The organism is Streptomyces sp. CA-251387, assembly GCF_050936625.1.
In the GTDB taxonomy this organism is placed as follows: domain Bacteria; phylum Actinomycetota; class Actinomycetes; order Streptomycetales; family Streptomycetaceae; genus Streptomyces.
In genome coordinates, this window is sequence record NZ_JBNJMJ010000001.1 from 8,651,616 (window position 1) to 8,677,398 (window position 25,783).

Annotated in this window: 30 protein-coding genes and 3 pseudogenes; 16 read left to right on the forward strand and 17 right to left on the reverse strand. The window is 69.8% G+C overall.

Annotated elements, in window-relative coordinates; all coding sequences use genetic code 11:
* The first annotated feature begins 139 nt into the window (after window positions 1-139).
* Genes ACQEV2_RS38530 through ACQEV2_RS38540 form a run of 3 tightly spaced genes read left to right on the forward strand, consistent with a single transcriptional unit; the run spans window position 140 to window position 1,158 of the window.
* Window positions 140-346: a hypothetical protein gene (locus ACQEV2_RS38530; protein ID WP_433052645.1), complete on the forward strand. Its 207-nt coding sequence runs from the start codon at window positions 140-142 to the stop codon at window positions 344-346.
* A gap of 45 nt (window positions 347-391) precedes the next feature.
* On the forward strand, window positions 392-868 hold the full coding sequence (locus tag ACQEV2_RS38535; RefSeq protein ID WP_433055112.1) for an N-acetyltransferase family protein: 477 nt from the start codon (window positions 392-394) through the stop codon (window positions 866-868).
* Between the two features lie 32 nt (window positions 869-900).
* Window positions 901-1,158, forward strand: coding sequence for a hypothetical protein (locus tag ACQEV2_RS38540; protein WP_433052648.1), 258 nt, complete (start codon window positions 901-903; stop codon window positions 1,156-1,158).
* Window positions 1,159-1,173: 15 nt separating this feature from the next.
* Here the strand turns inward: ACQEV2_RS38540 and ACQEV2_RS38545 are convergent, their stop codons facing one another.
* Window positions 1,174-1,449 (reverse strand): hypothetical protein, encoded by a 276-nt coding sequence (locus ACQEV2_RS38545; protein ID WP_433052651.1) that lies wholly within the window; start codon window positions 1,447-1,449, stop codon window positions 1,174-1,176.
* Between the two features lie 204 nt (window positions 1,450-1,653).
* On the opposite strand from ACQEV2_RS38545, the gene ctaD reads away from it, so the two are divergent.
* From ctaD to ACQEV2_RS38575, 6 genes and pseudogenes are all read left to right on the forward strand, one after another.
* On the forward strand, window positions 1,654-3,369 hold the full coding sequence (gene ctaD / locus ACQEV2_RS38550) for an aa3-type cytochrome oxidase subunit I (protein WP_433052654.1): 1,716 nt from the start codon (window positions 1,654-1,656) through the stop codon (window positions 3,367-3,369).
* Window positions 3,366-3,731, forward strand: a complete 366-nt coding sequence (locus ACQEV2_RS38555; RefSeq protein WP_433052657.1) for a hypothetical protein — start codon at window positions 3,366-3,368, stop codon at window positions 3,729-3,731. Before ctaD ends, ACQEV2_RS38555 begins: the two co-directional genes overlap by 4 nt.
* A gap of 215 nt (window positions 3,732-3,946) precedes the next feature.
* Window positions 3,947-4,681: a YqjF family protein gene (locus tag ACQEV2_RS38560; RefSeq protein WP_433052659.1), complete on the forward strand. Its 735-nt coding sequence runs from the start codon at window positions 3,947-3,949 to the stop codon at window positions 4,679-4,681.
* A 13-nt stretch (window positions 4,682-4,694) separates the two neighbouring features.
* Window positions 4,695-5,324 carry a hypothetical protein gene (locus ACQEV2_RS38565; RefSeq protein ID WP_433052662.1) on the forward strand — a complete coding sequence of 210 codons (630 nt, stop codon included), beginning with the start codon at window positions 4,695-4,697 and terminating at the stop codon, window positions 5,322-5,324.
* A gap of 47 nt (window positions 5,325-5,371) precedes the next feature.
* On the forward strand, window positions 5,372-5,776 hold the full coding sequence (locus tag ACQEV2_RS38570; protein ID WP_433052665.1) for a hypothetical protein: 405 nt from the start codon (window positions 5,372-5,374) through the stop codon (window positions 5,774-5,776).
* Window positions 5,777-5,855: 79 nt separating this feature from the next.
* A pseudogene (locus ACQEV2_RS38575) lies at window positions 5,856-6,048 on the forward strand (cytochrome c oxidase subunit II); the annotation flags it as partial.
* A 186-nt stretch (window positions 6,049-6,234) separates the two neighbouring features.
* Here ACQEV2_RS38575 and ACQEV2_RS38580 read toward each other — a convergent pair.
* Window positions 6,235-6,768: a hypothetical protein gene (locus tag ACQEV2_RS38580; protein ID WP_433052668.1), complete on the reverse strand. Its 534-nt coding sequence runs from the start codon at window positions 6,766-6,768 to the stop codon at window positions 6,235-6,237.
* Between the two features lie 208 nt (window positions 6,769-6,976).
* Here ACQEV2_RS38580 and ACQEV2_RS38585 point away from each other — a divergent pair, with 208 nt between their 5' ends.
* Window positions 6,977-7,621 carry a hypothetical protein gene (locus tag ACQEV2_RS38585; RefSeq protein ID WP_433052671.1) on the forward strand — a complete coding sequence of 215 codons (645 nt, stop codon included), beginning with the start codon at window positions 6,977-6,979 and terminating at the stop codon, window positions 7,619-7,621.
* A 299-nt stretch (window positions 7,622-7,920) separates the two neighbouring features.
* Window positions 7,921-8,124, forward strand: coding sequence for a transposase (locus ACQEV2_RS38590; protein WP_433052674.1), 204 nt, complete (start codon window positions 7,921-7,923; stop codon window positions 8,122-8,124).
* A 306-nt stretch (window positions 8,125-8,430) separates the two neighbouring features.
* Here ACQEV2_RS38590 and ACQEV2_RS38595 read toward each other — a convergent pair whose 3' ends face one another.
* From ACQEV2_RS38595 to ACQEV2_RS38610, 4 genes are all read right to left on the reverse strand, one after another.
* Entirely contained in the window at window positions 8,431-8,697 is a 267-nt protein-coding gene (locus ACQEV2_RS38595; RefSeq protein WP_433052677.1) for a DUF4235 domain-containing protein, read from the reverse strand.
* A gap of 4 nt (window positions 8,698-8,701) precedes the next feature.
* Window positions 8,702-9,157, reverse strand: a complete 456-nt coding sequence (locus tag ACQEV2_RS38600; protein WP_433052680.1) for a DUF3618 domain-containing protein — start codon at window positions 9,155-9,157, stop codon at window positions 8,702-8,704.
* On the reverse strand, window positions 9,154-9,525 hold the full coding sequence (locus tag ACQEV2_RS38605) for a phage holin family protein (protein ID WP_433055115.1): 372 nt from the start codon (window positions 9,523-9,525) through the stop codon (window positions 9,154-9,156). The genes ACQEV2_RS38600 and ACQEV2_RS38605 overlap by 4 nt, the downstream gene beginning before the upstream one ends.
* 428 nt (window positions 9,526-9,953) lie before the next feature.
* The gene (locus ACQEV2_RS38610; RefSeq protein ID WP_433052683.1) at window positions 9,954-10,238 is read right to left on the reverse strand and encodes an ANTAR domain-containing protein; all 285 of its coding nucleotides are present in this window, start codon (window positions 10,236-10,238) and stop codon (window positions 9,954-9,956) included.
* Window positions 10,239-10,732: 494 nt separating this feature from the next.
* Here ACQEV2_RS38610 and ACQEV2_RS38615 point away from each other — a divergent pair.
* Window positions 10,733-11,711 (forward strand): annotated as a pseudogene (locus ACQEV2_RS38615) (YihY/virulence factor BrkB family protein).
* Window positions 11,712-11,763: 52 nt separating this feature from the next.
* A complete protein-coding gene (locus tag ACQEV2_RS38620; protein WP_433052686.1) occupies window positions 11,764-12,312 on the forward strand; it encodes a phosphatase PAP2 family protein in 549 nt (182 codons plus the stop codon).
* A gap of 698 nt (window positions 12,313-13,010) precedes the next feature.
* Here ACQEV2_RS38620 and ACQEV2_RS38625 read toward each other — a convergent pair.
* From ACQEV2_RS38625 to ACQEV2_RS38660, 8 genes are all read right to left on the reverse strand, one after another.
* Complete coding sequence (locus ACQEV2_RS38625; RefSeq protein ID WP_433052689.1) at window positions 13,011-13,580, reverse strand: hemerythrin domain-containing protein; 570 nt, start codon at window positions 13,578-13,580, stop codon at window positions 13,011-13,013.
* Between the two features lies 1 nt (window position 13,581).
* A complete protein-coding gene (locus ACQEV2_RS38630; protein WP_433052692.1) occupies window positions 13,582-14,784 on the reverse strand; it encodes a hypothetical protein in 1,203 nt (400 codons plus the stop codon).
* An 81-nt stretch (window positions 14,785-14,865) separates the two neighbouring features.
* Window positions 14,866-15,114 carry a hypothetical protein gene (locus tag ACQEV2_RS38635; protein ID WP_433052695.1) on the reverse strand — a complete coding sequence of 83 codons (249 nt, stop codon included), beginning with the start codon at window positions 15,112-15,114 and terminating at the stop codon, window positions 14,866-14,868.
* Complete coding sequence (locus ACQEV2_RS38640; RefSeq protein WP_433052698.1) at window positions 15,111-15,566, reverse strand: hypothetical protein; 456 nt, start codon at window positions 15,564-15,566, stop codon at window positions 15,111-15,113. The genes ACQEV2_RS38635 and ACQEV2_RS38640 overlap by 4 nt, the downstream gene beginning before the upstream one ends.
* Before the next feature lie 43 nt (window positions 15,567-15,609).
* Window positions 15,610-16,566, reverse strand: coding sequence for a cytochrome c oxidase assembly protein (locus ACQEV2_RS38645; RefSeq protein ID WP_433052701.1), 957 nt, complete (start codon window positions 16,564-16,566; stop codon window positions 15,610-15,612).
* The gene (locus tag ACQEV2_RS38650) at window positions 16,563-17,054 is read right to left on the reverse strand and encodes a DUF2243 domain-containing protein (RefSeq protein WP_433052704.1); all 492 of its coding nucleotides are present in this window, start codon (window positions 17,052-17,054) and stop codon (window positions 16,563-16,565) included. The genes ACQEV2_RS38645 and ACQEV2_RS38650 overlap by 4 nt, the downstream gene beginning before the upstream one ends.
* A 396-nt stretch (window positions 17,055-17,450) precedes the next feature.
* Entirely contained in the window at window positions 17,451-17,663 is a 213-nt protein-coding gene (locus ACQEV2_RS38655) for a hypothetical protein (protein WP_433052707.1), read from the reverse strand.
* A 262-nt stretch (window positions 17,664-17,925) separates the two neighbouring features.
* Window positions 17,926-19,587 (reverse strand): RecQ family ATP-dependent DNA helicase, encoded by a 1,662-nt coding sequence (locus ACQEV2_RS38660; protein WP_433052710.1) that lies wholly within the window; start codon window positions 19,585-19,587, stop codon window positions 17,926-17,928.
* 253 nt (window positions 19,588-19,840) lie between these two features.
* Between ACQEV2_RS38660 and ACQEV2_RS38665 the strand changes: the two genes are divergently transcribed.
* Together ACQEV2_RS38665 and ACQEV2_RS38670 are read left to right on the forward strand one after the other, a co-directional pair.
* A complete protein-coding gene (locus tag ACQEV2_RS38665) occupies window positions 19,841-20,416 on the forward strand; it encodes a hemerythrin domain-containing protein (protein WP_433055118.1) in 576 nt (191 codons plus the stop codon).
* A gap of 489 nt (window positions 20,417-20,905) precedes the next feature.
* Window positions 20,906-21,072: pseudogene (locus tag ACQEV2_RS38670) on the forward strand (pirin family protein); the annotation flags it as partial.
* Between the two features lie 224 nt (window positions 21,073-21,296).
* On the opposite strand, the gene ACQEV2_RS38675 reads toward ACQEV2_RS38670, so the two are convergent.
* Entirely contained in the window at window positions 21,297-21,515 is a 219-nt protein-coding gene (locus ACQEV2_RS38675) for a hypothetical protein (RefSeq protein ID WP_433052713.1), read from the reverse strand.
* Entirely contained in the window at window positions 21,508-22,215 is a 708-nt protein-coding gene (locus ACQEV2_RS38680) for a DsbA family oxidoreductase (RefSeq protein ID WP_433052716.1), read from the reverse strand. The genes ACQEV2_RS38675 and ACQEV2_RS38680 overlap by 8 nt, the downstream gene beginning before the upstream one ends.
* Before the next feature lie 359 nt (window positions 22,216-22,574).
* On the opposite strand from ACQEV2_RS38680, the gene ACQEV2_RS38685 reads away from it, so the two are divergent.
* Window positions 22,575-23,789, forward strand: coding sequence for an IS701 family transposase (locus ACQEV2_RS38685; protein ID WP_433052719.1), 1,215 nt, complete (start codon window positions 22,575-22,577; stop codon window positions 23,787-23,789).
* Here the strand turns inward: ACQEV2_RS38685 and ACQEV2_RS38690 are convergent.
* Window positions 23,777-25,741, reverse strand: a complete 1,965-nt coding sequence (locus ACQEV2_RS38690; RefSeq protein WP_433052722.1) for a helix-turn-helix domain-containing protein — start codon at window positions 25,739-25,741, stop codon at window positions 23,777-23,779. The two genes, ACQEV2_RS38685 and ACQEV2_RS38690, sit on opposite strands and share 13 nt — an antisense overlap.
* Window positions 25,742-25,783 lie beyond the last annotated feature (42 nt).

Below are 25,783 nucleotides of genomic sequence, written 5' to 3' on the forward strand. Positions count from 1 at the left end.
ACGTTCAGGTGGCGTTGCGCATCGCGGCAGACCATCTGTCGTCGGCTTATCTGCGGGGCTCCCTGGGGCTTGCCGTGCTGCTGGTGCATGCCGGTGGAGACGGTCACTACGTGCTGGTTCACCGTGGATCGAGGGCTACATGTCCGATCTCGCGGTCTTCGCGGGCCCGGCCGGCGATGCCGGCGCACTGCGGCCCGGCCGGTCGGGTCTCGCTCCGTGCGTGTGGGAAGCGGCGGTACTGGCCCACGAGCGGGACGCGTTCAGTCGGCATGTGCTGGACGCGGACGGTCTGCTCGCGGAGCGGCTGGCCGCATGGCGTGACGACACGCTGGAAGGCGAGGTGTGATGAAGGGGCCAGGGACAGTGCTGGTGCGGCGGTCCCGCCGATCTGCTGCACGTCGCCCAGCCGGCGGCGGAGCACGCCGCCTACGAGGGGGCCGCGCCGCCGGCTGCCGGCCTGTCCCAGCGGTTGGCGTCACTGCTGTTCGGTCCGGAGGCTCCTCGGCTGCGCTGCTTCGTCGCCGAGCTCGGTGACGAGATCATCGGGTATGCCTCGTGCGCGCCGGAGTTGTCCACCTGGGACGGTGCGGAGTACCTCCACATGGACTGCCTCTTCCTGAGGGACGGCCACCGGGGGCGCGGAGTGGGCCCGATGCTGGTGGAGGCCGTGCTGGCCGAAGCGCGCGCGCTCGACCTCAGCCAGGTGCAGTGGCAGACCCCGCCCTGGAACGGCGATGCGATCAGGTTCTACGACCGGCTGGGCGCCCTGCCGAAGGAGAAGCGGCGCTACTTCCTGTCCGTCGACCGGAGGTCCGTCGACCAGAAGCCGGTCATCAGACGCGACCGGGAGCCGACGACGGGTACGTAGGAGGGACGGGGCCGATTCCGCAGGAGGAAACCGTGCAGCGGCCTGATACGGAACTGCTGGATTTCGACACCGGCGAGCTGGAGTACTGGGACGAGGAGCGCGCACGAGCGGCGCTCGACGGCGAACACGGCACGCTCTATCGCAACCACCTCGACATCGCCCTGCACCTCGACCAGTGGGCGGAGGCCGAAAGCGGGCGCACCGACACGGACGCGCGCTACAAGGCGGGCTACACCCAGGCCCTGCGGGACATGGCCGCGTTCCTGCGGCAGACCTACTACCTCCCCTGAGCCGGGCGAGGCGTCTCACCCGGACGCCCGGCCGTCACCGCCGGGCTCGTCATCCGGTTCGGCGCGCTTGTCGGTACCCGTCGCCAGGTAGCCGGGATCGTCACCGGCGACCCGGCCCACGAACACGTCGTCGGGTGTCGTTCCCGTCGTGCTGCGCTGGTCCGCGGCCTTGCCCTCCGGCATACGGCCGACAGGCGAGGAGGGCTCCCCGATGAGGAGGTGGGCGCCGACGCCGACGGCGTACCCCCAGAGCCGTCGGCATGCAAAGCGGCCGGCGGAAGCGGCGTCCACCCGTGAATCAACAACCCCGGCAATGCACTCGGATGGATAGAAAAACCTGCCATTTGGCTTCATACCGTCCTTCTGTGTCCAGCGACGGTCAATACAGCAGGACTAGGTTCCATGCAACGGGTTACGCGCTGCCCGTCGGAGAGAGCTGAGGGCGCCCAACTGCTGCCGGAACCGCTGTATTTCGGTTAATGACTAAGGACGCTGATGGCGACACATGTGACTGAGCCAGTCTCACCGGTGCCGGCGGTGGAACGCCGCGGCAAGGGCCAGGTGATCATCACCTGGATCACCACGACCGACCACAAGAAGATCGGGCACCTCTACCTGATCACGTCGTTCGTGTTCTTCCTGATCGGCGGCGCCCTCGCGATGGCGATCCGCGCGGAGCTGGCCAGGCCGGGGCTGCAGATCCTCTCCAGCGAGCAGTACAACCAGGCGTTCACGTTGCACGGCACGATCATGCTGCTGCTGTTCGCGACGCCGACATTCGCCGGATTCGCCAACGCGATCATGCCCTTGCAGATCGGTTCCCCGGACGTCGCCTTCCCGCGGCTCAACATGTTCTCCTACTGGCTGTTCCTGTTCGGCGGCCTGATCGTGCTCAGCAGCTTCATGACCCCCGAGGGTGCCGCCGACTTCGGCTGGACCGCCTACACGCCCCTGAGCGGCGGCGAGCGCACCACTCAGCTGGGCGGTGACCTGTGGATCATGGGCCTGGCGCTGGCCGGGTTCGGCACGATCCTCGGCGCCGTCAACTTCATCACCACGATCATCTGCATGCGTGCCCCCGGCATGACCATGTTCCGGTTGCCCATCTTCACGTGGAACGTGCTGCTCACCTCGGTCCTGGTCCTGCTGGCCTTCCCGGTCCTGGCGGCCGCCCTCTTCGCGCTGGAGGCGGACCGCAAGTTCGGCGCGCACATCTTCGACCCGGAGAACGGCGGAGCGATCCTGTGGCAGCACCTGTTCTGGTTCTTCGGCCACCCCGAGGTCTACATCCTCGCCCTGCCGTTCTTCGGCGTGATCACCGAGGTCATCCCCGTTTTCTCGCGAACGCCGATCTTCGGTTACATGGGGCTGGTCGGCGCGACGATGGCGATCACCGGTCTGTCGGTCGTGGTGTGGGCGCACCACATGTTCGCCACTGGGGCGGTGCTGCTGCCGTTCTTCTCCTTCATGACATATCTGATCGCCGTGCCGACCGGGGTGAAGTTCTTCAACTGGATCGGCACGATGTGGAAGGGCTCCCTGTCCTTCGAGCCCCCCATGCTGTGGGCGGCGGGATTCCTGGTCACCTTCCTCTTCGGCGGTCTGACCGGCGTCATCCTCGGCTCCCCGCCGCTGGACTGGCACGTCACCGACACCTACTTCGTCGTCGCACACTTCCACTACGTGCTGTTCGGCACGATCGTCTTCGCGATGTTCGCCGGCTTCAGCTTCTGGTGGCCGAAGATGACCGGCACCATGCTCGACGAACGAGTGGAGAAGGTCCACTTCTGGACGCTGTTCGTCGGCTTCCACATGACGTTCCTGGTCCAGCACTGGCTCGGCGCGGAGGGCATGCCCCGCCGCTACGCCGACTACCTGGCCGCCGACGGGTTCACCTGGCTGAACACGATCTCGTCGATCGGCGCGTTCCTGCTGGGCCTGTCGACCCTGCCGTTCCTCTACAACGTGTGGAAGACCGCGAAAACCGGCAAGAAGGTCGAGGTCGACGACCCCTGGGGGTACGGCCGTTCGCTCGAGTGGGCGACGTCATGCCCGCCGCCGCGGCACAACTTCGTCACCCTGCCCCGCGTCCGCTCCGAGTCCCCGGCCTTCGATCTGCACCACCCGGACATCGCACAGTTGGACCAGGCGGAGAACACCGGGCGGCGCGATGTGCTGGAGGCCGAGGGCCACAAGGGCGAACGGTCATGATCAACGGCCGCCGGAGCCGTGCGCACGCCGACGAGGGACTGGCCCTCGTCGGCGAAGCCGAGGGCTACCTCAAGGCCCGCACCCACTACCTCGAGGCACGCCGCGAAGCGGAGACGCTGCGCTCGGCAATGCCGTGGTTGACCACCGCACAAGCCCAGGAGGTGACCCACCACTACATCCAACAGCGCCTCCGTCACACCCGGCTAACCCTGGTCTGCCACATCGACGAGCTGCGCGAGCAGTACGAGACGCGCTACCGACAGCTGCGGCGTGACCTGCTCAGGACCCACGCCGCCGTGGCCTGCGTGGTGGTGGTCGGCTCGGCGGGCATCAATGCCGCTGTCTGCCTCCTGGGGCGGTAGGGGTGTCCATGGGGGAACTCGCACAGTGATCGCGCATTGACTGCGCATCGATGACGACGAGTTCCACCGATGTGACCGCCCGGACGACGCGCGACCGTCGGAGGACCGGCCGAGAGGGGGAGGCCCCGAGGCTTCCGGCCGGGGCGGCAAGCCGGTCCCGCCGCCGTGCCCGACCCGGTGGTTTCCCTCGATCGTGCGCGGGGGACCCGACGCCCGTGGTGGCATACGGTGCAGAGCAGCGGGTGCGCCTGCCGGCGTTGCGGGCGGGCTGGCTGACGCAGACGTTCGTCCACTGGCCGTTCCGGCCGGAGGCGGTCCAGGCGCTCCTGCCGGGGAGCCTGGTCGTGGACGAGTACGAGGGGGCTGCGTGGGTGGGGCTCACCCCCTTCGTCATGGCGGATGTGCGACCACCCGGCGTCCCCGCCTCGCTGCCCGGCCTGCCGACGTTCGCTGAGACCAATCTGCGCACGTACGTCCGCCACCGTGACGGCCGGGACGGGCTCTGGTTCCTGTCCATCGAGGTCGCCTTCCCCCCGATGGTGGCGGCCCGTGCCGTCGGCGCACCGTACAACCCGGGCACCCTCCGCGTGTCGACGGACGGGAACACGGTCTCGTACTCCGGTTCCCGATGGATGGGTGACGCCTCCTACCGCGTGGTCGTACGCGCCGGCGACCCGATCGAGCCGACCGAGCGAGACGCCTGGTTGACCTCGCGCTGGCGGGCGTACACCCGCAGTCTCGGCATGATCTGGGAGACGCCCGTCGAGCACGAGCCGTGGCCGCTGGCCGCCGCCGGCGTCGACGTGCTGGAGGAGACGCTGACCGCCGCGGCGGGCCTGCGGGAAGCCCCCCTCGGTGAGCCCCTGGTGCACTTCTCGGAAGGAGTCAGGCATGTACGGCTCGGGCCCTCCAGGCCGTGCGCCCAGGAGAGCGCCTCCCAGCCTCCTTGACTCTCCTCGCCGCATGTCCAACGCCCTCAGGCGATGCCCGCGGGTGCGCTTCGACGGCTGGATCGCGGGCATGGGCACTTCCTCCGGCACACGGATCGTGCTGGGTCATTGGCAGCGCTCCCCCTTCGGAGCGTTCAGTGACCTGATGCTGGAGCGGGCCGACGGGAACAGGCTGCTGCTGGCCCCCACACGGGAGACGGCGGACTTCGTCAGCAGCACCTACGTCTTCGACACGGTCCGTGTCGTCCCGGTCGAGGTGAGCGTCACGGACGACACCTGGACCGTCACCGCCGGACCACTCGACCTGCGCTTCACCACCGGCCGACGGCGGCTTCTGGGCTGTGCGCTGCGGGCCGTTCCCGGCCCGCTCGCCCGCCGTCCGGCATGGAGCGCGCTGACGGACCGGCCCGCCCGCCTGCTGCTGTCCGGCGTGCGCACTCGCGGCAGCGCCGGCCGGGGCCGCCGGGAGTGGTACGGCGCCCGGGACCTGCTGCCGATCCGTGCCGTCTCGGCCGCCTACGAGGGCGCGGACCTCGGGGCGATGGCACCGGTCGAGCCGCCCGTGCGCTTCGGGTTCGGTTCGGCGCCGAGGAACCCCTCCGCCACCCGGGTCACGACGACCGTCGAACTCGGCCCGGAATGAGGACGCCTGGCAGGGGTACCCGGCCGGAACCCACGGAGGGATGTCCCTTGGACAGAACCGGAGTGCGAGGGCCTGCCCACACGCTCGCGGTCGCGCACGGTGCCTTCAACATCTTGGGCGGACTGTGGCCCCTGCTGCACCTGCGCAGCTTCGAGTGGGTCTTCGGTCCGAAGACCGACGTGTGGCTGCAGATGACAACGGGCGGGCTGCTTGCCTCCGCCGGCGCCGCCCAGCTCGCGGCGGCCGGGGACGCGCGGGGCCCGGTACACGCCCGCAGCATCGGGCTGGGCACCGCCCTGACCCTGCTGGCCGTCGATCTGGTCTACGTACCCAAGGGGCGGATCCGGCCGACGTACCTCCTCGATGCCGCGATGCAGACCGGATGGATCGCCGCCTGGCTGCGTTCTTCCCCCGCGCGCAGTACGGGGGACGTCAGGAGCGGCCGCCGGTGAACGTGCGGCTCCGTCACAATGTGGCCCCGATATGTGTTTTACCTCCGCCCCGCGGGCCGAGACTGCCCGAAGGCGTTACGTGAGTCCAAACGGCACTGGCAGCCCGCCGCGGCGTCCGATGCGGCGGAGGCTGCTGCGGGGGCTGACCGCGGATCTCGTTCTGACGACCGCTTCTGGTTGCGACCGCTTCTGGTTGCGCGTACACCTGGCGGGATTTCCCCCGCCTCGGCCTACCGACCCCGGTCACCGACGAGGCGCCGCGGGTCATCTCCCCGCATCCGCAACGCGGGGGAACGGCGACCCCGGCCGACGATGTGGCTGCCCAGCGAGAGAAGGCCCGCTTCATCCTCTGACAGCACCTGAGGCAGTTGTCCGACCAGGGGCAGCGCATCCCGGCCGCATCACGATCCCGACTCGGCCAGTAGCACTCTGAACCCCCGTCACTCGGGCCGCTGGATTCACGCGCCGTAGGCGTGCCTGCGGGGCAGGGGGCCGACGTGGGCGTGGCGGCCGGGGCGAGCAGCGGCGTGGTGCTGTCCGGGGCCCGGGCCGCCTCGGGCGGCCAGGGCGTCGGCGACGGCACCAGTGGCAAAGGCGTAAACAGCTTTGTGCAGCAGGTCCACGACGAGTTCCTTGCGGGGCCAGGTCTGCGGTGGGGCGCCGACGCCGGTCGCGTTCTCCAGGATCTGGTCGTTGGTGAGGCGGACGACGGCGAACTTGGCGGACGCGACCGGTCCGCGCAGTCCGGCCTGGGCCATGACCGACCGGAGCACCCCGAGGAGGGCGGCCTGGCCGTAGTGCATGCCCCAATTGAGCGGCAGCGGCTGGGGGCTGAGTCGTTCGGGCAGACCGGTCAGCCGCTGCAGGACCTGTGCGGGCACATGGGAGTCGGGTCGGCCGGTGACGGCCTGCTCCATCTTCTCGCCGAGGGTCATCACGACGCCTCCGGCGGTACCGGCGAGCAGTCCCTGCCACAGCGCGCGCTTGATCATGCCCTGCCGGGTACCCGGTACGACCGCCTTCACCCACCCGGTTGGGCAGCAGTCGGCGTCCCGGTAAGCGCCGGTGCGCGGAGAGAACCCCGGCCGTGTCGCCCTACCTCGCCCTACCTCGCCCACGCCGCCCGGGCCCGGCACACGCGCCGGCGTCTGCCTCACCTGCGCCGACGCGGCTGCCGCTGAGCAGGACCCGGAGAGGATCGTGATGTCCATCAAGTGCGTGCGCCTGGACAACGACTGTGCCGACCTGTGTACGGTCGCGGCCCGGATCCTGGCCCGCCAGACGGGATACGACGCGCCGACGACGATGGCGATCATCGAGGCGACCCGCACCGTTCTGCGCGCGAGCGCGGACGCTGCCGAGGAGTTCAAGGGCACCCCGTACTTCGAGCTGTCCGCGAAGGAGTGCCGCGAGACGGAACAGCTACTGGGTCGGCTGGCCGAGCAGATGGGCTCGAGCGACGCCGGCGAGGGGTACCCCACGTCACCGCCCAGCGCGACGACGCCTGCTGGAGGCGGGGCAGGACGTCTGGAACGTCAGAGGCGTCCCAGGAGGTCTCCAAGGCTCGGCCCGGGGCTCATGCCGTACTACAACCCGATCCTCTATGTCTCCGGTACCGCGGCCGTGGCAGCCCTGCTCCTGGAGAACGACTCCGCTCCGCGACGCCTGCCGCTGCTGACTCCTCCGCTGGTGCCCCTCCTCGTCGCCGCCCAGCATGCGGAACACCGCCGGCTGAAGGCGATCGCGGCAGCCCGCCCCGGCTGGTGGAACCGCCGTCTCGCTGAACCGGACGGTTCGCCCGACACCACCGCTGATCAACGCCGTGCGGCGATAACCCCTGGCTGAGGCGCTGGCTCGTTGACGACCGGTGGACGCGGCGCCGCTCACAACGTGCGGTGCCGCGAGGCACTGGCACCACCAGACGGCCAGCGTGCCGCGTGGCTTGACATCACTCCTACCGAGATGCCTCCCCGTTGTCCGCATGACGTGCTCTCACGGCCTGGGCACTCCGTCAGATCGGGTTCCCGGACTATTCCCTTCGCCCGCGTGCGTGACCGACTGGATGGGCTGTCGTGCGACGAGGACTTCGCCGACTGATACCCGCGTGACGGGCGTCCTGGTCCCTGCTCAACTGGCCACCGTCTGTGTCCTGCAGTTCTTACGGTCTGTCGGACCGGCAGGCCGCCGAGGCAGTCCGCTGCCGCATCGACTTCAAGTACGCCATGGCCATGAAGCTGAACGACCCCGGCTTCCATCACAGCGTGCCGGCCGACTTCCGCCCATCGGCGGCCCTGGCGATCCACGGCGTCGGTAGCCATTGCCCCCGACTCCCGTTTGATGGGCGATGAGGAATACCGGAGATCCTCATCACCATCTGGCAGGAGCGGGCATGATCGGAAATGCCGCGGCCTCGCGTTCTGCTCTCCCGTCCTGGCGCAGGCCGCTTCCTCTCCGGTACTGGCCGGTGGACAGGCTCCGGGCACTCCACGCCGCAATCCCGGAGTCTGCCTCCAAGCCCTCCAGACGGTGGCTTCGACGCGCTCCAGTCCCACCTCGAGCACGCTCATGCGCAGGCATCGGACGTCCCCGCCGACGCTCCTCGGTCTCCACTTCACAGCCGAACGGAACGGGTGAGGCTCGGTTCAAAGGGGCACTCAGCCAGGCCAGGTGCCGGTCAGGCTGCGGGTGGTGGTGGCGCCGACGCGGTCGACGGCGGCTTTGACTGCTGCGAAGATCGCGCCTTGCAGGGTGGCGGCGAGCAGAACCTCGTTCCAGGTGCGCTCCTCGTCGGTGGCGTCGGGGGCATCCTCTTCGTGGCCGAGGATCTTCCATGCCTGTTTGAACAGTGCTCCGGCGAGCATGCCGCTGACGGCTCCCAGGGCCAGACCGACTGGCTTGTAGGCGATTTTCGAGGCCTTCATCGGCTCACTCCTTGCGGCGGCGGCACGCCAGCCACACCATGACGGCGCCCGCTGCCGCGGCCAGCAGCAGGGAGCGGTTGTCCCGTGCTGCCTGCGCTCCCTGGGCTGCCGTGTGCCGCACCGGTTCGGGTGCCTTCTCCTGCAGGAGGTGACCGGCCTGGGTGGCCCTGGTGCGGGCCTGTTCGGCGGCGTGGGCCGCCTTGTCCTTCACCGGGTCGGGCAGCCTGTCCTGCACCTGGTGTGCGACGTCGGCTGCCTTGGTCTTCAATTGGCCGGCCTTGACGGTGGCCTGGTGCCGGGCCTCGGTGGCCTTCTCGCGGGCGCGCGCCTTGACGTCTGTCCTGCCCGCCAACGCCTGGACCGTCTCCCCGAGTTCTTCGCGGGTCTGTTCGACCTGCTCGCGCAGTTCCTCCGGAGTGGAGGGAGTCTGCTCATCCTGTTCGTTGTGCGGCTGGGTCATCGCTGTGCACTCCCCTTGATCTCGGCCACGTCGGCCTTGACGCTGTCGACGGTCTGCTCGGGTGTGGGGGGTCCGGCCTGGTCGACCTGCTTCTTCCCCGTCAGGGCCATCACCACGGCGATCACACCCAGCGCCGCGGTCACGATCAGCGCCGCGGCCCACACCGGCAGGGGCACCGCCAGCGCGGCGATCGCCGTGGCCACCAGAGCCTGCAGCATCAGGAAGCCGACCAGGCCGGCACCGCCGAACAGACCGCCGCCCTTGCCGTAGCGCTTGCCCTTCTCCTTCATCTCCACCTGGGCCAGCTTCAGCTCCCCTCGCACCAGGTCCGTCAGCTGCTGCGAGGCCCGCTGCACCAGCTCACTCACCGGCTCCGTGCCGGAGCCGCGGGTGTCCTTGCCGGGGCCGGCGTAGTGCTGCGTGTGCGACACGGTGCTCACCTCCCGTCTGCTTCGTTCGCACGGGCCGGCCGCGCCATGGCGGTCGGCCGGGCGTCTGCCGGGCATGCGAGTACCCACAATCAGCCGGGTGCTGGACGGGCTCGGCGGATGCTTGGTTTCTCCACGGTGCCGAGGTGATCTCGTGGCGGGTCTGGCCTGGCAGGGCGGCCGAGGGTGACGGGGCGGGCTGGTGTCTGCTGCGGCCCGGCCTGCAGCGAGCGGCTTGGTCGGACGCCCAGCGGACGGGGCGCTGTCCGGCGGTTGGGTCGTTGCCGGCGCTGGAGGCTCGCCGATTCCGGCCCGACTTTGGTGCTGTTGGAGGGCCGTGACGGCCCGTCCCGGCAGGCACGTTGCGGCTACCCGGACGCACCGCGCTCCCCTCCGGCCTGCCAAGCCTGCACGGCCGTCGCCAGATGCTCCTGCAACGCGGCCGGCATCGGCTTGCCGGTCGCGGCCACCGTGACCGCCTCGGCGACTTCTCTCAGCTTGACGTTGGCATGCTGGGAGACGGTCACCAGGATCTCCCAGGCGTCCTCCGGCTGACAGGCAAAGCCCGCCATCAGCACCCCGCGGGCCATGTCGATGACCGGCCGGCTCTCCATCGCCTGCTTGAGCTGCTCCTTCTCATGCAACAGCTCCACGGCCTCCTCCGGCGCTAGGCCGTCCTCACCCGCACTCACCGATGCCTGGCTGCTCTCACGTGGATCGCGGCCGTACCGAACCTGGCGCTGGGGAGGTCGCATATCGAACGCCTGCCCAAGACGCCCACCCTGCATACCGCTTACAGGCATCGTTCCCCCAGCCGGAAACCATCACCGACCACCGCACCAAGAGCGACCAGGACTTCAGACACTGGCCCTCACGGTCCTTCCGCCTCGCGAGGCTGCGTCGGTGGAGCAGACCTCGCGGGGCTGGAGGACCGCCTGTTCAACGCGCCGCAGGCAGCCCGCCATGCGCGTGGCCACCGTCTGCGCCTCATCCATGGCGAGGGCCGGCCGTCCACCGATCGCCGCACCGCGGACCGGGACATGGATGCGGCCTGCCCAACTGCTGCCCTCGTTCGGCACGCGCGCGCAGCTCACCCGGCGAGGCGGCCTCGTCAAGCGGTGCGAGAGGGATACCCGGCGCGCATGACCTGCATCTTCCAGGGCGAAAAAGTCACCACACCAGTGGGGAGGCGCCGGCGTCGGCCGAGGCGGGGCCCGGACCATAGGTCGAGCGCAGGGCGCCGGACGCGCCGACCAAGCTGCCCAAGGGGTCGTGGGGCACTGACCTACTACGGCGTGCTGGCGCTGTTCCCGGCGCTGCTGGCACTGGTCTCTTTGCTGGGCCTGACCGGCAGGTCGACCACCGACAAGGTGCTGGACAACATCCAGCAGCTCGCCCCTGGCTCCGCCCGCAGCATCATCACCCGGGCCGTGGAGCAGTTGCAGGGCAATGCCGGTATCGGGTCGATCATGGCGATCGCTGGCCTGGTGCTGGCGGTGTGGTGCGCATCCGGCTACGTGGCGGCGTTCATCCGCGCCGCGAACGCCGTGTACGACATGCCCGAGGGCCGGCCGGTGTGGAAGGTCCTGCCCGTGCGGGTCGGGGTGACCGTCGTGCTCATGGTGCTGGCCACGATCAGCGCGCTCATCGTGGTGTTCACCTGCGGCCTGGCCCGCCAGACGGAAAGGTCCTCGGGGCCGGGGACACGGCGGTGACGGTGTGGTCGATCGCCAAGTGGCCCGTCCTGGTCGTACTGGTCACCGTCATGATCGCGATCCTGTACTGGGCGACGCCCAACGCCCGGGTGAAGGGATTTCGGTGGATCACCCCGGGGCAGCTTCCTGGCCCTGCTGATCTGGATGATCGCCTCCGCAGGATTCGCGCTCTACGTCGCCAACTTCGCCTCCCGGAACAAGACGTGCGGCACGATGGCCGGCGTCATCGTCTTCCTGGTCTGGCCGTGGATCACCAACCTGGCCATCCTGCTGGGCCTGGAATTCGACGCGGAGACCACCCGGCAGCGGGCCATCGCCGGCGGCCATCCCCCCGAGGCCGAGCCCTGCACCCAGCCGGGCGACACCCGTAAGTGGGACGAGCAGGACCGGCGCCGCCTGGACAAGCCCTGACCGCGCACACTGGATCTTGGATGCACGACGGTAACTGGGGTACCTGCTGTGCATGGGGTTGCTGGCAGGGGTTCGTGATGCTGACCGGCGGCTGACGAAGCGGGCTGCCGCCGGCATTCCACCGCTCATCGCCACCGCGCTGTCGGCGGTGGAGGAGGCCGCCGAGAGCACCAAACTGTGGTGCGCAGCCGCGACGGTCATGGCCGGCATGGGCGGATGGCGTGGGCGCAAGGCCGCGGCCGCCGGCCTGACGGCCCTGGTGGTGGCGCAGCTGGCCTCCAACGGCGTGTGCAAACAGCTGACCCACCGCTCCCGGCCACCCAAGGAATGGGTCCCGCACGACGAGGTCGACGACCGCCCCGACTCCTCCTCCTTCCCCTCCGGGCACACCGCCGCGGCCGTGGCCTTCACCGCCGCCGTCGCCCCCTCATGGCCGGCGGCCGGCGCCCTGTGCGCGGTCCCGGCCACCATGATCGCCGTGGAGCGGGTGCAAAGCGGCGCCCACTACCCCAGCGACGTAGCCACCGGCGCGGCCATCGGCCTGGCCGGCGCCTGGCTCACCCGGCACGCCCCACGCCTGCTGCTGCACCACTGGCACTAGACAGCCTCGGCCGGTCACGGCCCGAGGACCTACCCGCGTCCTAGGAGGATGAAAGACATCTACTGTCAGGCGGCTTGCGGCAGCACCTAACCGCGGGCGACCTCACGACGTTCGGTGGGACGAGCCGTTCGGCGGGCCAGCCGTCGGGTCATCAGGGTGGTGGCAGCCCACGTGATCAGGGACTCGCTCATCTCGGGCAGGCGTTCGCGGTCGTGGCAGTGCCGGCGGGCCCTCATGATCCACGAGCAGGGCCGTTCCACTGCCCGCCTGCGCGGGAGCACGACGAAGCCCTTGGCCTCCGGCGAGCAGCGGACTGTCTTGATGGTGATGTCGAGGACTTCGTCGCTCAGTCCACCAGACCGTTCTCGGCGTAGCGCCCACCTTGCCGGGCCTACCGCTGGTGTCGTGGTCGATGCTCACTGCAGCCCAGGTGATCGTCGACGAAGAACTCCGCGTAACCACGGTCGTCGGTGCAGTGCCGCAGTAGCTCCCTCCCCAGCTCCGCTGCCCATCGGGGGAGTCGGCGGCCCCCTCAGCCCAACGTCCAGGAAGAGGTCCCCGCCGACTGGAACACGGCGAATCCCCTGCCCCGGCACGTTGGAGCACCACCGGGCCGTTTGTCACCTGAGCGCCACGGACACCGGGCCAGGAGGGTGCTGTCGTTTGCGTTCATGGTTCACCGTGACGGGTTGGGTCGACTATCCGTCCTTGCCCATGGCCTTACGTACGGTGTCCCGGGTGCGGTCGACGAGGGCGGCGAGGGGGCCCAGGGTCAGGTTCTTCGCCGCGGACTCGGTGCCGGGGTGCGGGTGGGTCGGGGCCATGGCCTCCGCGGCACGCAGCGCCGTGGCCATGGAGGCCAGGCGGGCCTTGTCCGCATGGCGGCGGATGTGGTTGAACTCGTAACGCTCCTCGGCCCGGGCGTGCCGCATCACATCGAGGCGCAGCACCTGGAGCTCGGGAAGGAACTGCGGGTCGTCGGTGTCCATCCCGTCCAGGCGGGACAACAGCTCCTTGGCCTCGCGTTCCTCACGCAGCCGTTCCTCGACCACCTTCTCGCCGCCCGGCCCTGTCCGGCGGGTGAAGGGATGGACCACCTCCTCCTCGGCCGTCTCGTGCACGGCGAGCAGGCGGACGAGGCGGCGGAAAGCGGCCCGCCGCTCATCCCCGGTGGTCTTCTCCACCTCGTCGAACAGATTGCGGATGTCGCCGTGCTGGCGCATGAGCAGGGCCACGACGTCGGCGTCGGATGCGGCGATGCCGGCCATGTCAGCTCCTCTCCCGCGAAGCGACGTCGGGGTGCGGGCCCTCCGTCTGGTGCCGGTATTCGCCACCGAGCAGCTCGCGGTGCTGGGCCATGACGCGCTCGCTGGGCGGCTCCTCGCCGCCGTGGATCTGATCCTGCATCCGCTCGAACCGTTCGTGCGCATCGCGGACGTAGCCGGTGCCGAGCGTGGTCAGGTCCATCTGGGTGTCGAGGAGGCCGCGGACGAACTGCTTGTTCTCCTCGAAGGTGAGCACGTTCGGCAGCTCCGGCGCCAGGATCTCCTGCGGCTCCCGCCCGTCATGGCGGCGCATCAGGTCGCAGGCGATACGGAGGTGCTCCAGCTCCATGTTCAGGTGCAGCTCCCAGACGGCCTTCACCTTCGGGTCGGACTCCTGCTGCATGAAGGAGTGGTAGAGGTAGCACTCGTTGTACTCGTGGTTGACGAGCTGCTCCCACCACGTCTCGCCCGGGTCGACGAGCGACTCGTAGTGCGTGACGTGCTCCTCCTCGATCAGCCCGATCTCCTGGTACAGCTGGCGGGCGATCGGCTCCATGTACTGCGGGCCGACGTTCATGTAGAAGTTCATGGTCTGCTGCTCCGCCGACATGATCGTCAGCGCGTGCAGCTTGGACAGCGGGTTGGCGCTCGTACGGTCGTACGGCTCGCGCACGTTGTCGGCCGCGTGGCGGTGGTGGAACTTCGTCGGCCGGCCCGGCATCACCTCGGTCAGGCCGTCGACGATCGACTCGGCCTTGCGGTGCTCGACCATCTCGTAGAGGTTGGCGTACCGGTACAGATGGTCGAAGTCCTCGAGCACGCCGAACTCGTACGCTTGCCTCAGATACGGGTCCGGCTCATGGCGGGCGACCCAGCCGGTCAGGTCGACCGCCACCTGCTCGTAGGCGATGGTCGTCTCCAGCACAGAAGCGAGGCCGGGCAGCAGCCAGTTGACCGCTTTCTGCTGCTGGTGCTCGATGTAACGGACCTCCGCCAGCTGCCGTTTGACCTCCGGGTCGGGGCAGCGGCGGGCGAACTGGTGGCTGAAGAGGATCGCCTCGACCTCGATGCCGTTCATCGTGATGATCCGGCAGCGGGTGTACGGGTCGCTCTTGTCGGGGTCGACGGGCTCGACGTTCAGCTCTCGCCAGTTGCGCAGCTGGCGGTCGAGGGGGATGCCTTGGTGTTCGAGAGGGTTGAAGCCCATGGGGGGTCTCCTCGGCGGACGGCCGGAACCGGGCCGACGCCGGGTACCCTGCCGTCCCGGGGCCAACCGCCGACGGCCGTCTCAGGCGCCGAGCTGTGTGACAGCGGTGTCCAGACGAGCGGCGGTCTCCTCGAGGTCACGCCGGGACGGTACGCCGGTGCCGAGCCGGGTGAGGAGATCGTGCCGGGAGATGATCTCCAGGGCCCCTCGGTATCGCTCGCTGTCCAGCGCCGACGCCGGAACGACCACGAGGCTGCCGGCGGTGACGATCAGTGTGGCGTCATCGGCGTCGGATCCGAGCAGCGCCTCCACGTGCTCAGGACGGATCATGAGGGTGTCTCCTTCCCGGTGGCGGTCACCGATGTCGCTCCCCGCGGTGGGGCGGACAGCAGCCCTGCCGCGGCTCTGTCATGCAGGGAATCCAGCGTCTCGCTCTGCTGCCGGGCCCTGTGCAGCAGCTGGTCCAAGCGTCCCCGGTCCAGTCGGGCGTCCTGCGGCGCCGCGGCAAGCAGCGCACGCCAGAGCAGCGCCTTGCCCTGCGTCCCCAGCCGCAGCGCTTCCAGCTCGACCAACAAGGAGAGGCCGGAGCGGCGAAGCAGGCGGCCGTTGGGCTTCACCCGCCCGACCTTCTCGCCCAGCCATGCCCCGTAGAGCTTGTAGCGCTTGACGGATACGCCGAGGTCCGCGAGGAGCCGCAGCAGGGCCTGCCGGTCCTGCGAGATCTCTGCCGCCAGCGTCCTCAGTTCGTCGCCGTACGGCGAATCTCCGTGCTCGTGAACCATGCGCCGGGCAAGCTCTGCACCGGCCGTCCCACCGGCCAGGTGATCATTGAGAAAGATGTCCAGCCTTCTTTGCTGCATCCGGCTGTCGCCGGTCCCTGGTGCTGTCACGCTCATCACGTCCCTCGGGGTCTCGTAGCTTCCGACGGTCACCGAGTGCCCCGGCTGCGCCGGTCAACCTCTGTTTCGAGCTGGTTGGGGCAGCTCCACGTCCCGTGCGACGGGCGCGGGCACGTCCGCCGGCCGTGTACCAGCACACACCCAGCACCACCGCCAAGGCCGCGTCCACCACGTCGCCGCCGTAGTACATCCATTGGGCGCCGCTGTGCAGGTCGGCAGGGGTGAAGTCGGTGCCGGGCGGCGGCAGTGTGTACAGGGTCTTGGCGAGCACCGCGTGCCCGGCTCCGGCGGCCAGCAAGGTGGCGCCGCGTACGGCGACACTCCAGCGACGGCGCACCGGATCGAGCTGGCACACGGCGAAGGTGAACACGAGCCCTGCCGTCAGCATGTGCGCGTGCACCACGCCGTGCAGCAACGGCTGGTGCCGCATGGCCGCGAACAGCTCCGTCCGATACAGCAGCCAGAGGCCGCCCACGTTCAGCAGAGCCGCCAGCGGCGGGAGGATGAGCCAGCCGACGGGACAAGATCGCGCGAGCATCAGCAGGTGTCGTCGTGCCCGGCCGGGTCTGAGGGCTCGCAGGGCGAGGGTGAGGGGACGGGCCACGACGAAAAGCAGCGGGGCGGCCATGCCCACGACGAGGTGCTGGATCATGTGCCCGGTGAACGGTCCTCCCGGCACAGCTCCCCCCGACGCCCAGGCCGTACCGACGCCCCCGGCGGTGAACGACACATCCCGCCACCGGGGCCAGGCATCCCCGCGGCGCCGTAGACGCCCCGCGGCCAGCAGATACGCCGCCGCTGCCAGCAGCGCGGCCACGACGGTGAGCAGCCGGCCCGTCCCGGGTCCGGTGGCCGGGCCGGGGTGGACATGGGCCAGTGTCACGACGCCGGCCCCGCCCCGCTGCGGCGCGCCGCACGCAGGGCCAGGATCACGCCTATGAGCAGCAGGACCAGACCGGCGATGTTCCACGCCCAGTCGTACGGAGTGACATCCACCCCGTAACGGATCTGGTGCAGACGCAGCAGCTTGTGATCCACGATCCCGTCGAACAGCTGGAACACGCCCAGCCCGAGGAAGAAGCCCGACCAAGCGTGGGCCGACGCCAGGGCCCTGCGGCGGCGCAGATCGGCGTAGAGGAAGAACCCCGCGACCAGAGCCAGCAGTTCGGCGGTGTGCAGCAGTCCGTCGGACAGCAGTCCCACGCCGGAGGTGGAACCGTCGTAGAAGTGGTGCCACCCCAGGATCTGATGGAAGACGATCTCGTCGACCGAGGCCATGACCGCCGCCCCGATCAGCGCGCAGACGGCCATGGACCTGCGGGTCGCGGAGCCGGTGCCCGGTGTGGTGTCGGACCGGACGGAGTCGCTCATGGCTCTTCCTTACTGCCGTACGAGGACGTCGGCTGGGGATGCCGACGCCGGGGGAGAGGGAGGAGGGAACGCCGCCCATGTTCGACGTCGCAGGAGCCGGAGCCCGGTTCCCGAGCCAACCGGCATCGCGGTGGTCACTCAGTCGGCGGCACAGCGAGGACACGGGCGGATGCGGCACCCGGACGGCCAGTCGTCCGGCCGGGAGGCCCGCTGGGCGATCACCGGAGCGGTGGTGTATCCCCTACGTCGATGGGACCTCTGAGAAGGGCTCGGTCGTGCGCTCCCCAGGTGTTAGCGGACCCATGACCACACGGACATGATGGCTCCCGATCAGCGGGTGCGTGCTGACGTCGACGGCGTGCCCGCGGTGCCCTCAGCACGCTGCACCCAGTTGGTTCAACGTCGCTTGCGGCGCATCGCGACGGCCGCAACCAGCACCAGGAGCCCGGCGAGCCTGGTGAACACCTTCTTGGCCACGCCCATGGGCGTGCTCAGTCCGAAGGCATCGCGCATGCGGTCGTAGAGACCGAGCGGCGCCCCCAGGACCGCGTTGCCGGGCGGGCGCCGCGGGATGACGGGGTGGGGGTGGGTGGGCGCGCTGCGTCGCACCGTGTCCCATGCCGTGCGTCCATCAACCTGTCCATCTCGGCATGATCACGGCGTTGCCGGGCCAGCACGCTGCTCGGGCCGCCCAGTTGCTCAACCGTCTGCTCTTTGATCGTCTCGGGCACGGATCCCTCCTCTGCACGAACCGGCCGCAACGCCCGTCCGCCGCAGCGGCTTCCGACAGCGTCCGGTGGCGGGTACCCCGACGCGCGCGGCACACCGCTTGTGGTGTTCTCACCTGCTGCTCGGCCCGGTCGCCGGCACATCAGGCGCCGGTGAAGAAGTCGCCCTCCTGTACTGCTGTCAGGGACAGCGTCTTGTAGCCGACCTGCTCGAACAGCACGACGAGGCGGTCCTCCTCGGTGCGCATCACGGTGCCCGCACCCCACTCCGCGTGGCGCACCCGGTCATTCGGCTCATAGGGCCCGCTGTGCCCGTGCGGGGTAGCGGCGTCCCGGTGCCCGCCTCCGGTGGCGGGGTGCTCGTCGCGGTCGCACACGTCGCACCGTCCGCACGGTGTCTCCAGCTGCTCGCCGAAGTAGCCCAGAAGGTACTGGCGGCGGCAGGTGGGCGTCTCGGCGTAGCCGCGCATCATCTCGATGCGCGAGCGGTCGATGCGGCGCCGCCGCTCGAAGACCCGTGCCGCCTCTTCGGCGGCCTCGTCCGCCGTGCGGCCGGGCAGAGCCCGGACTGCGCGGCGCCTGCCCTCGACGGTCACCACTCCCGCCTCTTCCAGCAGGTTCAGCAGATCGCTGGTCTTCCGGCGCGACAGGCCGCACAGCTGCGCGGTCCGGCTACGGCTCTGCGGGGCGTCCAGGCCGAGCAGCGTGGTCATGATCCCGCGCAGTGCGTCGGCGTCCAGGGCTCGGGCCGTGAGGAACTTCTGCAGTCCCAGGTCCTCGGGGCGGTAGAACAGCACCGCGCGGGCCGGCTCCCCGTCCCGGCCGGCGCGTCCGATCTCCTGGTAGTAGGAGTCCAGGGACTCCGGGACGGACGCGTGGGCGACGAACCGTACGTCCGCCTTGTCGATGCCCATCCCGAACGCGGAGGTGGCCACCACCACGGCGGGAGCACCGGCCATGAAGCCGTCGTGGATCCGGCGGCGGTCGGCTGCCCTCATGCCCGCGTGGTACGCCTCGGCGTCCACGCCGTCCTGCCGAAGCCGCCCCGCGTACGTCTCGGCGTCCTTGCGGGTGGCGGTGTAGAGGATGCCCGGGGCGCGCGCCCGGGCCGTCCAGCGTGCGACTGTCTCGCGTTTGGCGGGGTCGTCGGTGAAGGTGCGCACCGCCAGATGGATGGTGGGCCGGTCAGTCCCGGTCGTCACGACGTGGGCCTCGCGCATGTTCAGGTGCTCGACGATGTCCGCCCTTACGGGGGCTGCGGCCGTCGCCGTCAGAGCGAGTACCGGCGGGCGGCCCAGCCGTTCGGCGGCCTCGCCCAGGTTCAGGTAGTCGGGACGGAAGTCGTGTCCCCAGGTGGAGACGCAGTGGGCCTCGTCGACGACGAACAGTGAGGGGCCCAGTTCCCGCAGCTGTTCCACGACGCTGTCCTTGGTCAGCTGCTCGGGGGATAGGAACAGGTACTCGGCATCACCGCCCCGGATCGCCCGCCAGCCCCTGTCGGCGGCCGACCGGGGTTGTGCGGAGTTCACGGCCACGGCGTCCGGTGCCCCGCTCTCCCGCAGGCCGGCGACCTGGTCGCGCTGCAGGGCGATCAGTGGCGACACCACGACGGCGGGACCACCGAGCAGGACGGTCGGCACCTGATAGATCGCCGACTTGCCGGAACCGGTGGGCATGACGACCAGCACGTCGCGGCCGTCGAGCAGTGCTTCCATCGCCTCCGTCTGCTCGGCGGCCAAGTCGTTCCACCCGAACCGTTCCCGGGCGACGCGGCGCAGCTCGGCGATCCGGTCGTGCACGCCCATCGCGACGCCTCCTTCACGGCCCGGCACGCCCGGGTACCCCTCGTGGTCGGCCGCGATGCGGAGCGGCGCCCGGCAGTCGTACGAGGTCGAGATCCCGGCTGCTCGCCCTGGGTCATCACCTGCGCCGTTCGGCCGCGCGCGGTCGCGGCCGCCGGTCACCAGGGAGAACCTGGACGAAGCTCAGGTGCCCGCTGTCCGCGGGCGGACGCCGCTTCGCGATTGCACCGCAAAGGAGACTCTCTTGACCGACGCCATGCCCCACCTCGACGACGCCGGCGAGAATGACGACGTCGTCGCACTGCTGATGCAGCAGCACAACCACATCCGTGGCCTCTTCGCCCAGGTCGAGAACGCCACTGCCGACGACCGGGCGGAGGCATTCCGCAGGCTCGTCCGCCTGCTGGCCGTCCACGAGACCGCCGAGGAGGAAGTGGTCCACCCTGCGGTCCGCCGTCTCCTGCAGGACGGTGAGCAGGTGGTCGACGACCGTCTCGAGGAGGAGAGGGCCGCGAAGGAGAAGCTGAGCCGACTCGATGACATGAACCCCGACGACCCCGCGTTCCTGCCCGCCTTGCGGGAACTGCGCGCCGACGTGCTCCAGCACGCGGCTTCGGAGGAACAGTACGAGTTCCCCGCGCTGCGCGGGAAGGCCGGAGCGCAGCAGCTCGCCATGATGGCCACGGCTGTCCGGGCTGCCGAGGCCATGGCACCCACCCGCCCGCATCCAGGAGTGGAGACGGCGGCGGAGAATGTCGCCGTCGGACCCGTGGCAGCCGTGATCGACCGGACTCGTGACGCCGTCCGCAAGGCGATGGGCAAGGACAGCTGATCAGGCCGGCACAGAGTGGTCCACACCGGCTCGGGCCTGAGCGGCTAGGCGTCGCGCTCGTCCCGGGCATGGACGACGGCCGGCGGATCGGCATGACGTGAGTATCGGACGTCGCGGAGACTGCCCGCCTGAGTCGGGGTACTCGCCGCGCACCGCGATGCGCTCCGAGAGAGAAGGCCCACCATGACCGCGCGCACCCGTGCTCCCTTCTGCATGGGCCTGATCGCCTGCATGGGCCTTATCGCCCGGGGCGCTGCTCACCCGTCGTACCTGAGCATCCGAGGATGTGACCGTCCCTGGATTCTCGCGATCGTGGAGCGCTGCAGCGAGTGCGGGCGGCGGCGGGATGCTGGGTCCCCTGCAGCCGAGTTCTGGAACATCCGAAGCCTTCGCGATCGCCTCTGCGTCTGAGTGCTCGGATGCTGACTTTTACTGACTTTGCTGGACTCACAGGCTTTTGACCTGCAGAAACGTCGACCGATGCAATAGTTCTGGAACTGGATCGGACGGTCGCAGGAGGAGATCGTGCAGGCGCGTCAGGACTGGATGCGGATGGAAGGCTCCCGGTTCGGGAGGTGAAGGGGTACGACGGTCCCCCCCTGCCCGCACCGGAACTGCCGCCGGTGCCGTTGAAACCGCGGGGAAGGGTGCGCTGAACTGCGGGGACGCGTCAGCGTTGGCTTGTTCGGTGGCCGGCCTTGGCGCGTACCGGCGCGGGGGTCTTGTCCTGCACCGCGTGGGCCGCGTGTGTGGCCTTGTCCTTCAGCATCAGCTACTGGGGGGCAAGAGGTCGCAGGTTCACATTCTGTCGTCCCGACTTGCGTAGCAGCAGGTCGGAGGCCGTATCGGGGCAAACCGATGCGGCCTCTTGATCACCGCCTTAGCGCTCCGTGCGCGAGCCGGACTCCGAGTTGCCGATCCCCAGCAGCACCAGTCGCAGGTCGGTTTCCGCCCTGACCACAGCGCGTTCTTCACGCTGCTCGGGCAACCCCTCGGCAATCCGCTCCACGTACTCGCGCACGGACACCCCCTCGGCCGCAGCCGCCGCCGCAAAGCGGTCGTACGCGGCCGTCGAGATCCTGAGGTCCGTCTCAGCCACCGGTGGACCGCCTCCCCTCCGCCAGCCGGTCGAGCAGGTCCTCGGCCCACGACGGGTCGTAGCGGTCGAGACGGGGCACGCCACCCTCGTTGGGGTCTCCGGTCCATTCGACTTGCGCGCCGGGGTTGTGGGCCGCGTACCCGCCGGGTGCGAACAGGTGAGGGCTTCCCTGGACGTCGGGGCCCTGAGCGATCCGCCACTGTGCGTAGATCTCGGCGCGGCCGGCGCCACGCTCCAGGGCGCGGGCCAGGGCCTGTTCGTCCACGTTCTCGCACTTGGCGGCGACGTCGAGGATCTCCGCGGGGATGCTGATGCACCGGCTCTCGACGTAGAAGGCGTGACGCAGGCCGGCGTCCAGTTCGTCGCTGCCGCGCAGGCCACCGATGGACGGATCCTTCGCGGCCTGGACCGCTTCCATCGCCGGCAGCATGGTCGAGGGGTAGTCGTACTCCCGCCCCGCCCACAGGCGCCAGCCGAGTTCGGGACGGTGTGCGGAGATCACCACGATCTCGGGCTCCACGATGTACTTGGGCGTGGGCTGGTTGTTGAACAACTCCAGCGGGAACGCCCGGTGGTCGATCAGGAGGTCCTGCCCGCGTTCGCGGGCGGTACTGCGGAGCGTGTGCAGGGCGAGGGTGGCCCAGGGGCACCCCAGATCCGACCAGACGGTGACGGGCCCTGGCTCCGGGGCAGCGCTCATGGTGATCCTCCTCGGTACCGGGACCACCACAGGGTCCCTGTCGTGTGTGTCGCGGCGCGGAATTCCATGGTGACGCGCCCGCGGAACCCGGCGGCCAGCGCCGGTGACACTCTGTCAAGTCGCTGTGAAGCGGCCACAGGAGGCGTGTCCGCCGATCGGGGAGGTGGTGCGGACACACTCCGACGACCGTGCTCCGGACGGGACAGCCGGGGCGGGAGAGCCGCAATGCTGGTCCGGCCACCGCCCCCCGACGCAAGTCCTGTGCTCTGTGTACCTGGGACCGGCATCAGACCTACCGCACATTGGAGGGGCAGCCCTTCGGATCGTCTCCCGTCTACCTTTGATGGAGGGTCCGTTTCATGAGTGTGGTCGCGCTGAGCCCTGACCAAGCGCAGAGTCCGACCATGTGCGAGCCGTCGTACGCACCTGCGTGCAACGCGTCGTTGCCGGAGATGTGCTCACTTCTTTTCGCCTCCTTGCCGCGCAGTGACCAACGCCGCAAGGGCATGGATTACATACGAGGTCTGTTGGAGGTGCGGGGACGCAAGTCGATACGCAACATAGCCGCGCTGGTCGGGGGACAGGCGACGGAGCAGAGCCTGCATCACTTCATCAGCGACTCGAGCTGGGAGTGGGCGCCGGTGCGCCGGGCACTGGCCCGGTACGCGGTGAGTGTGGTTCCGCCACAGGCGTGGGTGGTGCGGCCCATGGTCATCCCGAAGGCCGGGCGGCACTCCGTGGGAGTGGAGCGGCGCTTCTTCCCGGAGCACGGCCAGATGCTCAACGCCCAGCAGGCCGTGGGTGTGTGGGCGGTCGCGGAGGAGATGAGCGTACCGGTCAACTGGCGGCTGCAACTCTCCCCGGGCTGGATCGCCGAGGACCGCCGGCGGCGCGCGTCGATACCGGACGACGCCTGCGCGGAGTCCCTCGGCGAATGCTCGGTGCAGGCCTACCTGGAGACGGCGGCGTGGGGACTGCCGTCCCGCCCCGTGGTGATGGACGCCCGCGGATGGGACGTCGCTTCCACCGTGTCGAGGATCTTCAACAGGGGAATGCCGCTGATGCTCAGGGTGGACGACTCCCTGCGGCTGTCGGTGGTGGACCCGGTGCTGCCGGGCTTCGACGCCGCCCCCAGGTCGGTGCGCCAGATCATGAGTGCGAGCCGGGCCCTGCGACGGCCGGTGCTGTGGCCCAGTACAAGCGGGGGGACGGTCGTGCGGTCCGGGCTCGTCGCCGCCGTACGGGTGACGCTGCCCGCCGCGCGAAGCCTGCGTGGGGGAACCAGGCGCAGTGACCTTCTCCTGCTCGGGGTGGGGAACAACGATCGGCGCTGGCCGCGGGAGGTGTGGCTGACCGACCTGACGCAGGTTCCGCCCGCGTCCTTGATGCGGCTGCGTGGCATGGTCCACCGGGTCGACCAGGACTTCGCCAGGGGGGCCGACCAGGTGGGCATCCGCGACTTCGCCGGACGCTCCTACCGCGGCTGGCACCGGCACGTCACCCTCGCGTCCGCCGCGTATGTCCTGGCGGCGCTGAGCGACGCCGACGACGGCGAACTCGACTACGCGTCCTGATCCCCGGCAGAGTTCCCGGCCGGCTCCTTGCGCTCCTTCAGCACGCGCCGTATCCGGGACATCCGGAGCGCGAGCTGGATCTCGAGGGCCCGCTCCGGCTTCTGCCAGTCGGAGCCGATCAGACCACCGATGCGTTCCAGACGGCGGGCCACGGTATTGGGGTGTACGTGGAGTTTCTCGGCGGCGTACGTGGGGCTCCCACCGGTGTCGAAATAGGCCTCCAGCGTGCGGCTCAGCTCCGTCAGCCGCTGCTCGTCGTAGTCGAGTACGGCACCTATGGTGCTCTTGATGAACCTCTCGGCGTCCAGCTGGTCCGACAGCAGGAGACCCACGAACCCCATCTCGTGGGTCGACGCCGATGTTCCGACAGCGCCCAGGGCGGTCATCGCATCTAGGCAGCGCGCTGCTTCCCGGTACCCGGGGAGGACCGAACCCGGGTCCGACACGGGACCGGAGCCGCTCACCGTGGCCGGATCGCCGGGCAGGGACGACAGCTCGTCGTGCACCGTCCGGGCGGCGGCGCCCGGGTCGGTGCCCGGCAGCAGCAGCACGATGTTGCCCTCGTGCGTCGTCTGCAGCCCGTTCATGCGACGCGCGCAGGAGGACGCCCGGGTGACCGCCTGCTCCTGCGCACCTCCCTCCGGACGGGCGATCACGACCACGTGCGGCTGATCCAGGCCGATGCCCAGTCGGCGGGCGCGCCGCTCCAACTGGTCCCGGGGCCGGGGCACACTGATCAGCAGATCGTCGAGCAGTTCGTCCCGGAGCTGCTCCTCCGCGACCGCGGTACCGCCCTCCTGAAGGAACAGCAGCACTGCGGCCACTCGCCCGGCGTGCCGGAGCAGGTCCGCCGTGTCGTCGGTGAGCGAAGGGCCGGCATGGACGTATAAGGCGCCCAGGTAGTGACCGCGGGCGAGGATCGGCACGGACCAGATGCCGCCGTCCAGAGGGGTCGGTGTCAGATCCCGCGGCATCCCGCCGTCCTTCGCGGTGCGAGTGAACTCCTCCTGTGTGCGCTCCGGCATGTCTCCGGCCGTGGCGATCGCCGTGCCGTGCGGACCGCACAGCAGCACGGGGGCGCCCAGCATGGAGTGGACCTCTTCGACCAGCGTGTGCGGATCGCAGCCGCCGAGCACCAGGTCGAGCAGCGCCCCCTGCGTCACGGCCAGTCGTCGCGCGTCGGCGAGCTCCGCCTCGGTGCGCAGCACCTGCTCCCGCAGGACCGACATGTCCTCACGCGTCTCGGCCAGGTGCAGGGCCCGCTCCAGGGCCACACCGCCGACTTCGGCGAGCATGTTCATCAGCGCTATCTCGTCGGCGGAGAAGTGGCGCACACTGCGTTCGGCCACGTGCAGTGATCCCGGGGAGCCGGCGCCCCGGCTCAACGGCACGGCGAGGACGGCGTGGAGCCCTTCGGCCCTGACCCACTGATCGGGCTCGTCGGCGTGCCGGAAGGTGTCGTCCGTCAGGTAGTCGGATGTCCACAGCGGCGCACGATGGGCCAGTACGGCGGCCGCGAGCCCGGCTTCCCTCGTTAATCGCAGCCGGGTGTTCAGCATCGTGACGTGACCGTCGAGGGCGTGCAGCCGGAACACCCGGTCGTCGTCGGCGGCGGGCAGGGTGACCCAGGAGACGTCGGTGCCGAGCAGCAGCCGCGCCCGGCGCGTGATGATCTTGAGGGTGTCCTCGACGGTGTGCGGGGTCACCAGCTCGCAGGCTGTGTCGACGAGCGTGGTGAGGGCGGCGCTCCACTGCTGAGGCCGCTCCAGCCGGGCATGGATGGCCAGGGCCAGCCGTTTGACCTGTGTCACCATGCGCAGGTCGGCCCCGGTCACGCCCTGTCTGCAGGCCTCCTCGACCGGCGCCTCGAAGCGGCTCGCCGGGCCTTCGCCGGCGAGCAGGTCCAGCATGGCCAGTACGGCGGCCAACGCTTCGTCCTTCTTCTGCGACACGCGGCCCTCCGGTGTCTCGTTCCCCAACCGCCGACAGTGGCG